The following is a 14,449-nucleotide window of genomic DNA, read 5'->3' as shown; positions in this document are numbered from 1 at the left end:
AGAGATCCCGCATGTCTCCTGATCTTCTCAAGCTTATCTTCGGCCGGCTCGGCTTCGAATCGCTGCCGCTGCACGAGCCGATCGTCGTCGGCACCTTCGTGGTGGTCGCGCTCGGCGGCGCCGCGCTGCTCGGCGCTCTCACCTATTTCCGTCTCTGGGGCTATCTGTGGCGCGAGTGGTTCACCACCGTGGACCACAAGCGCATCGGCATCATGTACATGATCCTCGGCATCGTGATGCTGCTGCGCGGCTTCGCCGACGCGCTGATGATGCGCGGCCAGCAGATGCTCGCCTTTGGCGGCTCCGAAGGCTATCTCAACGCCCATCACTACGATCAGGTCTTCACCGCCCACGGCGTGATCATGATCTTCTTCGTGGCGATGCCGCTGGTCACCGGCCTGATGAACTACGTCGTGCCGCTCCAGATCGGCGCGCGCGACGTGTCGTTCCCGTTCCTGAACAATTTCAGCTTCTGGATGACGGTCGGCGGCGCAGTGCTGGTGATGGCCTCGCTGTTCATCGGCGAATTCGCCCGCACCGGCTGGCTGGCTTACCCGCCGCTGTCGAACATCGGCTACAGTCCCGACGTCGGCGTCGACTATTACATCTGGGCGCTTCAGGTCGCCGGCGTCGGCACGACGCTATCCGGCATCAACCTGATCTGTACTATCGTCAAGCTGCGAGCCCCGGGCATGACCATGATGCGGATGCCGGTGTTCACCTGGACCTCGCTCTGCACCAACGTCCTGATCGTCGCCTCCTTTCCCGTCCTCACCGTCGTGCTCGCGCTGCTCTCGCTCGACCGCTATGTCGGCACCAACTTCTTCACGAATGATTTCGGCGGCAGCCCGATGATGTACGTGAACCTGATCTGGATCTGGGGCCACCCCGAGGTCTACATCCTGGTTCTCCCCGCCTTCGGCATCTTCTCGGAAGTCACCTCGACCTTCTCCGGCAAGCGGCTGTTCGGCTACACCTCGATGGTCTACGCCACGGTCGTCATCACCATCCTGTCGTACCTGGTCTGGCTGCACCACTTCTTCACGATGGGCTCGGGCGCCAGCGTCAACTCGTTCTTCGGCATCACCACGATGATCATCTCGATCCCGACGGGGGCGAAGATGTTCAACTGGCTGTTCACGATGTATCGCGGCCGCATCCGCTACGAGCTGCCGATGATGTGGACCATCGCCTTCATGCTGACCTTCGTGATCGGCGGCATGACCGGCGTGCTGCTCGCGGTACCGCCTGCCGACTTCGTCCTGCACAACAGCCTGTTCCTGATCGCGCACTTCCACAATGTGATCATCGGCGGCGTGGTGTTCGGCGCGTTCGCAGGCATCAGCTACTGGTTCCCGAAGGCGTTCGGCTTCAAGCTCGATCCGTTCTGGGGCAAGCTGTCGTTCTGGTTCTGGGTCAGCGGCTTCTATCTTGCCTTCATGCCGCTCTATGTGCTCGGCCTGATGGGCGTGACCCGCCGCCTGCGCGTGTTCGACGATCCCTCGCTCCAGATCTGGTTCATCATCGCCGCGATCGGCGCCGGCCTCGTCTTGCTCGGTATCATCTGCATGCTGGTGCAGTTCGCGGTGAGCTTCCTCAAGCGCGAGCAGCTCAAGGACGTCACCGGCGATCCCTGGGATGCACGCACGCTGGAATGGGCGACCTCTTCACCCCCGCCGGACTACAACTTCGCCTTCACGCCCGTCGTGCACGACAACGATGCGTGGTGGGAAATGAAAAAGCGCGGCTACCAGCGTCCGCTCACCGGGTTCAAGCCGATCCACATGCCCAGCAGCACCGGCACCGGCATCATCCTCGCCGGTCTTGCCACCGCGATGGGGTTCGGCCTGATCTGGTACATCTGGTGGCTGGCCGCCGTGAGCTTCATTGCGATGCTCGCCGTCGGTATCGGTCACACTTTCAACTATCACCGCGACTTCGACATTCCGGCTGAAGACGTCATCCGGACCGAGGACGCGCGCACCAAACTGCTCGCCGGAGCCAAGTAAATGACTGTCGCGATCAAGCCCACCCAATCCGGCGAGCCGATCTTCTACCTCGCCGACGAGCACCCGCATCCGGAAGGCTGGAGCACCGCGCTGGGCTTCTGGATCTATCTGATGAGCGACTGCCTCATCTTCGCGATCTTGTTCGCCACCTTCGGCGTGCTCGGCGGCAACTATGCCGCCGGTCCCGCGCCAAAGGACCTGTTCGACCTGAATCTGGTCGCGGTGAACACCTCGATGCTGCTGCTGTCGTCGATCACCTACGGTTTTGCCATGCTGACGATTCAGCAGAACAAGGTCGCGCAGACCCAGATGTGGCTGGCGATCACCGGCCTGTTCGGCCTCGCCTTCATCGGCATCGAACTCACCGAGTTCGCCCACATGATCCACGAGGGCGCCACGCCGCAGCGCAGCGCCTTCCTGTCCGCGTTCTTCACCCTGGTCGGCACCCACGGCCTGCACGTCTCCTGCGGCCTGATCTGGCTCGTGACGCTGATGGTGCAGGTCGGCAAGTTCGGCCTGATCGAAGCCAACCGCCGCCGCCTGATGTGCTTGTCGATGTTCTGGCACTTCCTCGACGTAGTCTGGATCGGCGTCTTCACCTTCGTCTATCTGCTGGGAGTTCTGCGATGAACACCGATACCCACACCGCGCACGCCGACAATCATCACCATGGCGACGGCCACGCCCATGGCACGTTCTCGACCTATATGCTCGGCTTCGTGCTCTCGGTCGTGCTCACCGCGATCCCGTTCTGGCTGGTGATGAGCGGCGCGCTGCCGAGCAAGCAGATCACCGTGCTGCTCATCATGGCCTTCGCAGTCGTGCAGATCGTCGTGCACATGATCTACTTCCTGCACATGAATACGACGTCGGAGAACGGCTGGAGCATGATGGCGCTGATCTTCACCATCGTCATGGTGGTGATCGCGCTTTCCGGTTCGCTGTGGGTGATGAACCACCTCAACAGCAACATGATGCCGATTCATCAGATGAGCGGAATGAAGTGAGCGAGCCTCTGACGTGAGCATGATCTGGACCGCGAAGGACAAGGCAGGCGGGACGCGCGGCAAGGCTGCGCGATCCCCCTCCCTGTGGCTCACGGTCCTCTCGCTCACGGCGATTGCCGTTCTGATCGCTTTGGGCATCTGGCAGATCGAACGCCGCGCCTGGAAGCTGGCGCTGATCGACCGGGTCGAGCAGCGCGTTCATGCCCCGGCCCAGCCGGTTCCCTCGCCTGCTGCGTGGCCCACGATCTCCACCGCGAACGACGAGTACAGGCACGTCACTCTCACCGGCCATTTCCTGCATGACTGCGAGACGCTGGTGCAGGCCGTGACCGAGGAAGGCCCCGGCTATTGGGTGCTGACGCCGCTTCTGCGCAGCGACGGCACGCAGGTCTTGATCAACCGCGGCTTCGTGCCCTCCGAGCGGCGCGACGCCTCGACGCGCCGGGACGGCAATCCCGACGGCGAGGTTGAGATCACCGGTCTGTTGCGCATCACGGAGCCCCAGGGCGGATTCCTCAGGAACAACGTGCCACAGCACAACCGCTGGTACTCGCGGGATGTCGCCGCGATCGCGGCGGCACGCGGCCTCCACGAGGTCGCGCCCTTTTTTGTGGATGCCGACGCCGGATCACAAATTGCCGGCGGTCCGATCGGCGGATTGACCGTCATCCGCTTTCCCAATAACCACCTGATCTACGCGCTGACGTGGTTTGCCCTGGCTTTCATGCTAGCCGGTCGACTTTTCGTCACATTCGGCGGCGGGCTATTCCGCCGCAAACGCTTCGTCCACGAACCGGCCGGCGGCTCCGACGCCGCTGGCCGCAGGACGGGATCAGATGCTGGAACGATCGTCGAGCCGACCTGACGACGCAAAGTCGAGCCCCCGGACGCTTGCCCATGGCGGCGAGCTGGCCGTGACGCTGCAATCGCAGGAGGACGCGCGCGGCGAGTTGATCGGCACTGCTCCCACCGACGACGAGACCAACCGCAAGAACATGGCGCTGCTGATCCAGCTGCGCTGGACCGCGGTGGTCGGCCAGATCGTGACCATCGGCGCCGTGCATTTCGGACTTGGCATCCCCCTGCCCTTGGAACGGATGGGTGCGGTGATCGGCGCGCTGGTGCTGCTCAACGTCTCCAGCCTGGTCTGGGTGCGCCATCGCGCGGCGATCACCAACAACGAGCTTTTGGTCGCGCTGATGCTCGACGTCGCCGCGCTGACCGCGCAGCTCTACCTCTCTGGCGGCGCCACCAATCCCTTCACCTCGCTGTTCCTGCTCCAGGTGACGCTGGGCGCGGTGCTGCTCGATGCCCGCTCGACCTGGTCGCTGGTTGCGCTGACCTGCGCGAGTTTCGTGTGGCTGACGCTCGCCTACAGGCCGCTCGACCTGCCGCCAAATCCCATCAGCGAAACCTACAGCCTCACCGTAGCAGGCATGCTGTTGGGCTTCGTTCTCAACGCCGTTCTGCTGGTGGTGTTCGTCACCCGCATCAACAGGAATTTGCGCGAGCGCGACGCACACCTGGCGGCGCTGCGCCAGCACGCGGCCGAGCAGGATCACATCGTGCGCATGGGCCTGCTCGCCTCCGGCGCGGCCCACGAGCTCGGCACCCCGCTCGCCTCGCTTTCGGTGATCCTCAGCGACTGGCGCCGCATGCCGGATCTCGCCGCCGATCAGGAGCTCGCCGAGGATCTCGCGGAGATGGAGGCCTCGCTGCAACGCTGCAAGTCGATCGTGACGGGCATCCTGGTGTCGGCGGGCGAAGCACGCGGCGAAGGCTCCTCACCGACGATGGTGACGGCTTTTGTCACCGCGCTGGTGGAGGAATGGCGCGACGCGCGCTCGGCGCGGACGCTCTACTTCGTCAACACCTTCGGCGAGGACGTCGCGATCGTCTCCGACGTCGCGCTGAAGCAGGTGATCTTCAACGTGCTCGACAACGCCTATGAGGTCTCGCGCGATTGGGTCGAACTCGTCGCCGAGCGCGAGGGCGACAATCTCGTGCTGTCGATCAGCGACCGCGGCCCGGGCTTTGCGCCGGAGATGCTGGCGCAGCTCGGAAAGCCCTATCAGTCCAGCAAGGGCCGCGCCGGCGGCGGGCTCGGCCTGTTCCTGGTGGTGAACGTGGTGCGCAAATTAGGAGGCAGCGTGACCGCCGAGAACCACAGGAAGCGCGGCGCCACCGTTCGCCTCACGCTGCCGCTCGCAACGCTCGCGATCGGAGGGAATTTTGACGCCTGACCGCTCGCTCATCGTCGTCGAGGACGATGCCGGCTTCGCCCGCACACTGAAACGCTCGTTCGAGCGCCGCGGCTACGAGGTCGTGCTCGCCGCCTCGATCGAAGAGGTACGCCAGGTGCTGGAGGAGCGCTCGTTCGGCCACGCCGTGGTCGACCTCAAGCTCGGCGGCGCCTCCGGGCTTGCCTGCGTCGAGCTCTTGCACACGCATGATCCCGACATGCTGATCGTGGTGCTGACCGGCTTTGCCAGCATTTCGACCGCCGTCGAGGCCATCAAGCTGGGAGCCTGCCACTACCTGGCAAAACCGTCGAACACCGACGACATCGAGGCCGCCTTCAACAAGGCCGAAGGCAACGCCGAGGTCGCGCTCGATGCACGACCGACATCGATCAAGACGCTGGAATGGGAGCGCATCCACCAGACCCTGATCGAGACGGATTTCAACATCTCGGAAGCGGCACGAAGGCTCGGCATGCATCGGCGGACGCTGGCAAGGAAGCTGGAGAAACGGCCGGTCAAATAAGGTGCCGTCCGGACAAGCGTCCCCCAAAGCAAAAAGCCCGGCCGAACGGCCGGGCTTTTGATCTGTTGCGATACGACGAGCTGCTTATGCAGCCTCGTCGGCGACGGTGGTATCGTCGCCATCGGTGTCGTCGGTATCGCCCTCTGCATCCGTATCTGCTTCGCCCTCGGCGGCTTCCGCCTTGGCGTTGCGGCGCGGGCTCTTGGCGAGCTGGGCCTCGATCTCCTTGACTGCCTCGGTCTCGGTCGAGTGCTGCACCACCGCGATCTCGCGGGACAGACGGTCGAGCGCCGCTTCATAGAGCTGGCGTTCGCTGTAGGACTGCTCCGGCTGCGACTCCGAGCGGTAGAGGTCGCGCACGACTTCCGCGATCGCGACGATGTCGCCCGAATTGATCTTCGCTTCGTATTCCTGGGCGCGGCGCGACCACATGGTGCGCTTGACGCGGGCGCGGCCCTTGAGCGTCTCCAGCGCCTTCTTGACCAGCGCCGGATCGGACAGCTTGCGCATGCCGACATTGGCGACCTTGGCGGTCGGAACGCGCAGCGTCATCTTGTCCTTGATGAAGTTGATGACGAACAGCTCGAGCTTGGCACCGGCGATCTCCTGCTCCTCGATGGCCAGGATCTGGCCGACGCCGTGAGCGGGATAAACGACGAATTCGTTGGCCTTGAAGCCCTGACGCTGGGTGACGACCTTCTTTTCCTCGACCTTCGGCGCAGCAGCGGGCTTGGCGGCCGGCTTGGCAGCGGCAGGAGCCTTGGCATGAGCAGCAGCAACGGGAGCCTTCGGCGCGGCGGGCTTGGCAGCGTGAGCCTTCGCAGGGTGAGCCTTGGCAGCAGCAGGCTTGGCAGCGGTCGCTTTCGCGGCCGGTTTGGCAGTCTTGTTAGGCATTGCGCTTCTTTTGTTCTTCGAGGACTTTGCAGCCGGCGCCTTCGTCGCGGTCCGACCCTTGGATGCGCTACGGCTGGCCGCGGCGACTTTTTTGGCCTCCTTATGGGAAACCCTCGCTGAAGTACTCTTTTTACGCGTTTTCTGTGACACAGCCTGCGCGCGGAAACTGCCACGCCCCTGTTCGACATTTGGTTTCACGGGAACCCAGAGGGGCCAACGGGGCTGACGGGGTTCGGCTTAATGTGCCCAATATAGCACATTTCCCGCAAAAATCAATGATTTAGGGGTCTTCAGGGCTGGTTTTCGGGCCTAACGCAGCTATTAGGGTTAAGTTTGGGCCCTAATTAGTCTCCCGAGCCCGGGTTCGGAGAAAAATATTTCTCGAACTTGCCTTCCATGCCGTCGAATTCCTTGGCGTCGGCGGGTGATTCTTTCTTCTGGGTGATGTTGGGCCAGCTCTTGGCGTAGTCGGCGTTGACTTGGAGCCACTTTTCAAGGCCCGGCTCTGTGTCCGGCTTGATGGCGTCGGCGGGGCATTCCGGCTCGCACACGCCGCAATCGATGCACTCGTCGGGGTGAATGACGAGCATGTTGTCGCCCTCGTAGAAACAGTCGACCGGGCAGACCTCGACGCAGTCGGTGTACTTGCACTTGATGCAGTTTTCAGTGACGACGTAAGTCATCCAACGCTCCGAAAAGCTCTTTCAAAAGTCGCGGCTTGCGTAGCGCGGATGGCCGGGCGCCGCAAGGTCGGGAACGGCTGATCATGACACTTGTGTGCGTTTGACCAGCCAAGAAATGAATGCACCGCGCAATTAATTGCGCTCGCCGAGCTCTTCGTAGAGCACGCGGGCCGAGGCGGCATCGCCGCGGCGCTCGTTGAAGGCGATGACCCTCAAGACGCGCACGGTGCGATCGAGCGCGATGGTGAGGACGTCGCCGACCTTGATCGCATGCCCCGGCGATGTCTCGCGTGCGCCGTTGACGCGAACGTGGCCGGTGACCACCAGCTCAGCGGCGGAGGTGCGGGCCTTCACCACCCGGGCGTGCCACAGCCATTTGTCGATGCGCTGCCGCTCGGTCGTAGGATTACTCCTTGCGCCCCGCCAGTTGCTCTTTCAGCGCTGCGAGCTTTGCGAAGGGCGAGTTCGGATCAACAGGACGATCGCGTTCGCGCGGATTCGCGCTGGAGGCATAGGGACGCAGCGACGGACCGGACTCGCGGTCGCGGCGGTCGCGGCCACGGTTGTCGCGGCCCTTGTCGCGATCGCCGAACTTGCCTTTGTTGTCACGGTTGCGATCGCGATCCTTGTTGTCGCGGTCCTTGCCCTCGAAACGGCGATTCCTGTCGTCACGCCCCTCGGGACGCGGCGCACCGTCTCCACCACCTTCGCGGCCCTTGCGAAAATCCTTGGCCGCGTCGCGGCGATGACCACCACCATGGCGATGGCGCTCACCCGGCTTCGCGCCTTCGGCTGCTTCGCCGGGCGCGGCCGTGCTAGCTTCTGCACCCGCCTGCGGACGCGGCTGATGGTGACGCTGATGGCGATGGCGCTCGTGGCGCGGCTTGCGATCCTCGTGACGGCCGCCGGGACGCCAGACCTCGACGAGCTCGGGCTCGGCCGGCGTCGCCGCAGCCTCAGGCGCGGCAGCCTCAGGCGCGACGGCTTCAGGCGCGGCAGCCTCAGGCGCTGCGGTAGCTTCCGTTGCCGCGGTCTCGGCGGCAGCGGCTTCGAGGCCGGCAGCCTCTGCCGGCGCAGCAATCTCTTCCGCCGGTGGCGCGATGCTGGGGGCATCTTCGGGCGTGACGGCGGCCTTAGGCGGAGCTTCCGGCGCAGGCTCTGGCTCGTGCGCGCCCTCGTCGCGCTGCTCCATGCCGGGGGCGTCTTCGACGGCGACGGCTTCAGGAGCGGCTTTGGCGGATGCTTCTGCGGGCAGACCCGCTACGGCCTCCGCTGCGGTCTCGGTCGACGTCTCCGCGCTGCCCTCGACGGGCGGCGTCTCTGCCGCGACCGTCTCGGTCACCACAGGCTTTGGCGGCAACGGCGGACGCTTCTCCATGCGATAGCCGAGCGCGCGCAGCACCGACGCAAAGTCCTCGCCGGCCGATCCGGTGAGCGAGGTCATCGCCTGCGTCACCACAAAACCGCGGCCGTCGAACGCGCCGGCCGGCTTTTCGCCGGGCGAGTTCTCGCGCCAAGCCAGCGCCGGGCGGATCAGATCGGCAAGCCGCTCCAAAATATCGACGCGCACGGCGCGCTCGCCGGCCTGCTTGTAGCCGAGCACGCGATAGGCATCGCGCGGCAGCTGCTTGTCGACCGGGAACGAGGTGCGGCCCGAAGATGCCAAATGCTGAGCGCCAGACAGCGCGGAGAGATCGACATTGTCCTGCTTCAACGCCCAGAGCAGCGCTGCGAGGGCGCGCGCGGCGGGCTTGAGCAGGCCGGGGAAGTAGATGTGATAGGCCCCGAAGCGGACGCCGTACTTGCGCAAGACCGCGCGCGAGGACTGGTCGAGATCCTTCAGCTCGCTGGCGATCTTCGGACGCTCCAGCACGCCGAGCGCCTCGACCAGCTGATAGGCGATGCCGCGGGCGATGCCGGTGACATCCTCGGCCTTTGACAGCTCGAACATCGGCCCGAGCAGCTTTTCGATATGCGTCTTGAGCCAGAGCTCGAGCCGGGCCTGCACCTTCTCGCGCGGGCCGCCGGTCAGGCGCTCGTCGGAGATGATGCGGATGCGCGGATGCAGCGCGTCGTCTGCGGCGGACAGGCGCGCCACGGCATCGCCGGTCCAGCGGATGATGCCTTCCGAGGTCAGCACGAACTGCTCGTCCGGTGCATTGCCCAGCTTTTCGGCGCGCGCGTTGATCTCGCCGGCGAGCACCGCTTGCGCTGCAGCCTGCAAGGCTTTCGCATCGGAGCCGGCTTCCGCAGCGTCCGGTGCAAAGGTGAAGCCGTCGAGGCGGCCGATGACGTGGCCTTCGACGATGACTTCGCCGGTCTTGCCGATTTCAGTATTCAAGCTCGTGTTCTCCCGCAGGCGGCGCATCAATACACTGGTACGGCGATCAACGAAACGCTCAGTCAAGCGTTCATGGAGCGCATCCGATAATTTATTTTCGACCTCGCGCGCGATCCCGTGCCAGCGTTCGGGGTCTTTCAGCCAATCCGGGCGGTTGGCGACGAAGGTCCAGGTGCGAATCTGCGCGATCCGGGCCGACAGCGTGTCGATGTCGCCATCGACGCGGTCGGCCTGATCGACCTGGGCGGCAAACCAGCTATCGGGGATGCATCCCTTTTGCATCAGGAAGCCGTACAGCGTCGTCACCAGCTCGGCATGAGCGGCCGGCGACAGCTTTCGGTAATCGGGGACCTGGCAGGCCTCCCAGAGGCGCTCCACGGCCGCCTTGCCATGCGCGATATCGCGCACATCGACGTCGCGGGCGGCGTGGTCGAGCACGCGCATGTCCTCGGCGATCGGGGCGCGCGTCAGCGCCTCGTGCCCTGGGCCCAGGTTCAGCGACACCTGGAGCGCGCCGAGCGAGGAGAAATCCAGCTTCGAGTTGCGCCATTGCAGCATCTTCACGGCATCGAAGGTGTGGTTCTGGAGCGCGTTGACGAGTTCGGGCTCGAACGGCGCGCAGCGGCCGGTGGTGCCGAAGGTGCCGTTGCGCGTGGCGCGGCCGGCGCGGCCGGCGATCTGCGCAAATTCCGAGGGTGTCAGGCGGCGGAACTGGTAGCCGTCGAACTTGCGATCGGAGGCAAAGGCAACGTGGTCAACGTCGAGATTGAGGCCCATGCCGACGGCGTCGGTGGCGACGAGATAGTCGACATCGCCGTTCTGGAACATCGCCACCTGCGCGTTGCGGGTGCGAGGGCTGAGCGAGCCCAGCACCACGGCGGCGCCGCCATGCTGGCGGCGGATCAGCTCGGCAATGGCGTAGACCTCGTCGGCGGAGAAGGCGACGATGGCGGTGCGGCGCGGCTGGCGCGTGATCTTGCGGTCGCCGGCGAATTCGAGCTGCGACAGGCGCGGCCGCGTGATCATGGACACGCCCGGCAAGAGGCGCTCGATGATCGGGCGCATGGTCGCAGCGCCCAAGAGCAGCGTCTCGTCGCGGCCGCGGCGGTTGAGGATGCGGTCGGTGAAGACGTGGCCGCGTTCGAGGTCCGAGGCGATCTGGACCTCGTCGATGGCGAGGAAGGAGACGTCGAGATCGCGCGGCATCGCCTCGACGGTCGAGACCCAATAGCGCGGCTTCTTCGGCTTGATCTTCTCCTCGCCGGTCACGAGCGCGACGCTCTCTGGCCCCGCGCGATCGGCGATCTTGTTGTAGACCTCGCGCGCAAGCAGGCGCAGCGGCAGGCCGATCATGCCGGAGGGATGCGCGAGCATCCGCTCGATGGCGAGATGGGTCTTGCCGGTGTTGGTCGGCCCGAGCACCGCAGTGACGCCGGCACCGGGGGCACGCTCGGAAGCGAAGGGGGAGGAAGAAAAAGCCATTCTGGAGATAGGTAGTGCCGATTTGGGCGAATGTCAGTGCTGTTTGAGACGATGAGGCGATCAGGTGTCAGCGATGTCTCCGAACGCCACCACGCGCTCCGCTGTCATGCCCCGGCTTGACCGGGGCATCCAGTCCGCCGCGGCTCATCGGCTCAACCACGATTGCCTCGGCGTACTGGATCGCCCGGTCAAGCCGCGCGGTGACAGCGAACGCGGAGCAGTCTTCCCAACCTCGCGCAGTGTCTCACTTTGCGACGCTTTTCCCGTTCGCCTTAAGCTTCGGAACGACTCTAGAACGAATCGCGGCCGAATCGCTGACTCCCTGCCGAGTCCCGTTCCGTTCACGCAACATGTCGCGGGACTCGCCACAGGCGTGCACTAGATGAAGGCTCCGGCTGCCGTACAAGCGACGATTTGATGACGTGTTCCTTAAGGCTGGGGACGGCCGGGAGTCGAATCAGAATCAGGCGGGAGTCAAATGGATTCCAGCTTCGCCGACCTGCCAAACAAAAAGTGCGAAAACAACCCCATGCACAGTAGGTAAGCCGTTGAATTCACAAGACTTCCTTTTACCCTCCCTTGGAGGGGAGGGTTAAGAACCCCTACTGCGTCTTGGCGACGCGTGGCGGCTGGGGGGAGGTGATGAAGCTGGTCGCTTCCAGCATCGCAGGTCCCAACGGCGTCGGCACTTTCAGCCAGAACGGGACCAGAATGCGCGTTCCCGCCACCGGCGCAAAGGCGATCTCGATGTTGCGCTGGGCGGCGAGGTATTTGATCACGGGGCGATCGGGGATGTAGCCGGCCACAGGCACGAAATAGAGCGCGCAGACCACGACCGGGCCCTTGTAGCCCTTCTCGGCCTTCACGCTCTCCATGCGCTTGAAATCGAGTTTCAAGTCGTAGCGCATGCGGCCGTCGAACACGGGCGCGCTATTATGGCAGGCCTCGGGCGACACCGGATCGCCATTGCCGGGCACGCGCAGCAGCGAGGCCGTCATCGGATCCCAGACGCCGCGGCGATGCGCTTCGGTGACGACGATGCGATCGGGGTCGACCGGCGGCTCCGGCAGGATCGCAAAATCCTTCACATTGCCCTTGTCGAGGGTGATGCGGATCTCTTCGGTCTTCTTCGAGGTGGTGGTGGAGGCCTGATAGCCGGTCGCAACCAGCGCGCCGTTGACGACGCGGCCCTGCGAGGCGCCGGTGCCCGAGCCGCCCGCGAACGACTTCAAAAGCCCCGTGGTGCCGCCGGAAGCCGCGGCCGCGAACACGTCGTCCTGGATGTCGATGTTCCAGGCGCCCTTGCCGACGGGAATGCCCGATAGTGTCGCCTCATATTGCGCCTCGAGCTTGCCTTGCGCCGTTGCCGGCGCCGCTCCCCACGCCAAGACGAGGCCGCAGAACGCCGCCAGGGCCAACTGGCCGGCGCGCCGCCGCGGCGGGTGAGAGGTCAGGATATTCACGAAGCCATCCAATGGGGCCGTCAGGCCTTGTTAGTTAAGCCAAAAACAGCGGCAAACAATGTGCTGGACGCCAAAAGCGGCGGAACTCCCCAGGACTCTTCGGCCGCGAATACGCCCTTTATGTGATGGTAAGGCGTTCCGATCATTGCCGTTTTGGTGATCGGGCGGTAGCCCTTGGCGCCAACCTTTCCCCGCCCCCTCCGCGGTCATGCCCCGCGAAAGCGGGGCATCCAGCACGCTGCGGCCCCTCGACTCCAGCCGCGCCGGTGGAATACTGGATCGCCCGCCTTCGCGGGCGATGACGCCCGGCGTGGGGCTAAATCCACCCCAAAACCTTGACGTCCCGCCCCTTCCCCCCTATACGTCCGCCCGCTCCCTGCAAGGACGAAAGAATTTGCCCCCGTGGCGCCCCGAATGGCGGCCGCAAATCGTTGGGGGCTCGAACCTGAGGATTTCTACCATGTCTCGCCGCTGCGAACTGACGGCCAAGGGCCCCCTCGTCGGCCACAAGGTCAGCCACTCCAACATCAAGACCAAGCGCCGCTTCCTGCCGAACCTCGTCAACGTGACGTTCATCTCGGAAGCCCTCGAGCGCAACGTGCGCCTGCGCGTCTCCACCAACGCGGTCAAGAGCGTCGACCACAATGGCGGCTTGGATGCCTTCCTGCTCAAGGCCAGCGCCGACGTCCTGTCGCCGCGCGCCCTCGAGCTGAAGCGCGCCATCCAGAAGAAGGTCGGCGACGCGCCGGCGAAGAAGGCGAGCTAAGAATTCAGAATTGGGCGGGGGCTAAGTTGCGTCGTGTGGCGTAGGCTTAGCCAGTAGAGTTGCGTTGCGGCCGGATCGGAAGATCCGGCCGTTTTTGTTTGTGACAGGTCGTAATTCCTGACCTCGTCACGATTGGACTTTTTCACCAATGTAGCCAATAGCGGCCGTTCCATTGGAACGGTCGCACCACAAATGGATCCTCCCGGCACCGGGCGTGTATCGCGCGTGCAGATCGAAGCAGCGCACCTCTCCTTGCACATCTACGAAGTTGAATAAGGATCGGCGTTGCTCGTGTTCAGGGGTAACCTTAGTACGAAAAGTCGGGAGAGCGTGTGACTCAGGATTCCACTCTGCAAGCGCGCACTGAATTTCCCATAGGCGCCGGTTCACGGCCAACAATTCAGGCGCTCCCGATCTTAGCGAACGCACTTGCTCCTCTACACGCGGCAAGAAACGAAGGCGCGGGAAGCGTTCGGCTCGATTGTCCTACAAATCATCCCCATCGCTAGGCGCCTGCAGCGCCACAATGCGCATCCAAGCACGCACCGGATCGACGTGACCTCGGATCGAAGCGTTTCGGACAACGACAACTTCCGATTCGAGCGCTTCATCCTGCAGTTCGAGCCTGAAGACGTCCACTTCGGACCGACGCCAAGTCTCACAGTCAAAGCTAACTGCCAAAGCATCAAATTCATATGCCAGTCCTAGCGCAATCGCGCTCTTATCTTCGAATTCGAAGTCTACGTTAGCAGCAATCTTTCGATCCAGGCCAATATGAAAGGGAGCTCGATTTTCCAAGCCACGAAGAAAGCGCCACTCATCGATGGTGTCTGCATCAGCACGCAAGGCGCTGAGCCACAGATTATCACCAAGCGGCACAGCCCCTAATGGCACGGATGAATGAAGGGCCAAATCCGATCGTTCCGCCTTCAGCTCTTTCAAAAGTGCGATCAACGTCCGCACCACTTCACGGGCCGACGCTTGAGTCTGCGAGCCCTGCGGGTAAGAGAGCTCATTTAAGAAGGTTAAGAATGCCAT

At 63.9% G+C, this 14,449-nt stretch carries 13 protein-coding genes; 7 read left to right on the top strand and 6 right to left on the bottom strand.

What is annotated here, in order from left to right; translation table 11 throughout:
- Positions 1 to 11: 11 nt before the first annotated feature.
- The 6 genes from cyoB to IVA87_RS08545 are packed head-to-tail and all read left to right on the top strand — an operon-like array spanning position 12 to position 5,782.
- Positions 12 to 2,009 (top strand): cytochrome o ubiquinol oxidase subunit I, encoded by a 1,998-nt coding sequence (gene cyoB, locus IVA87_RS08570; RefSeq protein WP_247333324.1) that lies wholly within the window; start codon positions 12 to 14, stop codon positions 2,007 to 2,009.
- On the top strand, positions 2,010 to 2,639 hold the full coding sequence (gene cyoC / locus IVA87_RS08565; RefSeq protein WP_247297909.1) for a cytochrome o ubiquinol oxidase subunit III: 630 nt from the start codon (positions 2,010 to 2,012) through the stop codon (positions 2,637 to 2,639).
- A complete protein-coding gene (gene cyoD / locus IVA87_RS08560; protein WP_247297907.1) occupies positions 2,636 to 3,016 on the top strand; it encodes a cytochrome o ubiquinol oxidase subunit IV in 381 nt (126 codons plus the stop codon). Before cyoC ends, cyoD begins: the two co-directional genes overlap by 4 nt.
- 19 nt (positions 3,017 to 3,035) lie before the next feature.
- Positions 3,036 to 3,881 carry an SURF1 family protein gene (locus IVA87_RS08555; protein ID WP_247298018.1) on the top strand — a complete coding sequence of 282 codons (846 nt, stop codon included), beginning with the start codon at positions 3,036 to 3,038 and terminating at the stop codon, positions 3,879 to 3,881.
- Positions 3,853 to 5,259, top strand: coding sequence for an ATP-binding protein (locus IVA87_RS08550; RefSeq protein ID WP_247297904.1), 1,407 nt, complete (start codon positions 3,853 to 3,855; stop codon positions 5,257 to 5,259). The genes IVA87_RS08555 and IVA87_RS08550 overlap by 29 nt, the downstream gene beginning before the upstream one ends.
- Positions 5,249 to 5,782: a response regulator transcription factor gene (locus IVA87_RS08545; RefSeq protein ID WP_247276317.1), complete on the top strand. Its 534-nt coding sequence runs from the start codon at positions 5,249 to 5,251 to the stop codon at positions 5,780 to 5,782. The genes IVA87_RS08550 and IVA87_RS08545 overlap by 11 nt, the downstream gene beginning before the upstream one ends.
- Positions 5,783 to 5,866: 84 nt before the next feature.
- Here the strand turns inward: IVA87_RS08545 and IVA87_RS08540 are convergent, their stop codons facing one another.
- From IVA87_RS08540 to IVA87_RS08520, 5 genes are all read right to left on the bottom strand, one after another.
- Entirely contained in the window at positions 5,867 to 6,676 is an 810-nt protein-coding gene (locus IVA87_RS08540) for a CarD family transcriptional regulator (RefSeq protein ID WP_247297901.1), read from the bottom strand.
- A 344-nt stretch (positions 6,677 to 7,020) separates the two neighbouring features.
- Complete coding sequence (fdxA, locus tag IVA87_RS08535; protein WP_018643465.1) at positions 7,021 to 7,359, bottom strand: ferredoxin FdxA; 339 nt, start codon at positions 7,357 to 7,359, stop codon at positions 7,021 to 7,023.
- A 132-nt stretch (positions 7,360 to 7,491) separates the two neighbouring features.
- The gene (locus tag IVA87_RS08530) at positions 7,492 to 7,743 is read right to left on the bottom strand and encodes a S4 domain-containing protein (RefSeq protein WP_346657725.1); all 252 of its coding nucleotides are present in this window, start codon (positions 7,741 to 7,743) and stop codon (positions 7,492 to 7,494) included.
- A 22-nt stretch (positions 7,744 to 7,765) separates the two neighbouring features.
- Positions 7,766 to 11,182, bottom strand: a complete 3,417-nt coding sequence (locus IVA87_RS08525) for a helicase-related protein (RefSeq protein ID WP_247333323.1) — start codon at positions 11,180 to 11,182, stop codon at positions 7,766 to 7,768.
- A gap of 602 nt (positions 11,183 to 11,784) precedes the next feature.
- The gene (locus IVA87_RS08520) at positions 11,785 to 12,594 is read right to left on the bottom strand and encodes a DUF3108 domain-containing protein (protein ID WP_247298015.1); all 810 of its coding nucleotides are present in this window, start codon (positions 12,592 to 12,594) and stop codon (positions 11,785 to 11,787) included.
- A 511-nt stretch (positions 12,595 to 13,105) separates the two neighbouring features.
- Between IVA87_RS08520 and rpmB the strand changes: the two genes are divergently transcribed.
- A complete protein-coding gene (gene rpmB, locus IVA87_RS08515; RefSeq protein WP_247276313.1) occupies positions 13,106 to 13,411 on the top strand; it encodes a 50S ribosomal protein L28 in 306 nt (101 codons plus the stop codon).
- Between the two features lie 486 nt (positions 13,412 to 13,897).
- Here the strand turns inward: rpmB and IVA87_RS08510 are convergent, their stop codons facing one another.
- Positions 13,898 to 14,449: a hypothetical protein gene (locus IVA87_RS08510; RefSeq protein ID WP_247333322.1), complete on the bottom strand. Its 552-nt coding sequence runs from the start codon at positions 14,447 to 14,449 to the stop codon at positions 13,898 to 13,900.

Source organism: Bradyrhizobium sp. 147 (assembly GCF_023073935.1).
GTDB lineage: Bacteria > Pseudomonadota > Alphaproteobacteria > Rhizobiales > Xanthobacteraceae > Bradyrhizobium.
Note: the sequence above shows the minus strand (reverse complement) of the source record. Positions and strands in the feature narration are given on the sequence as shown.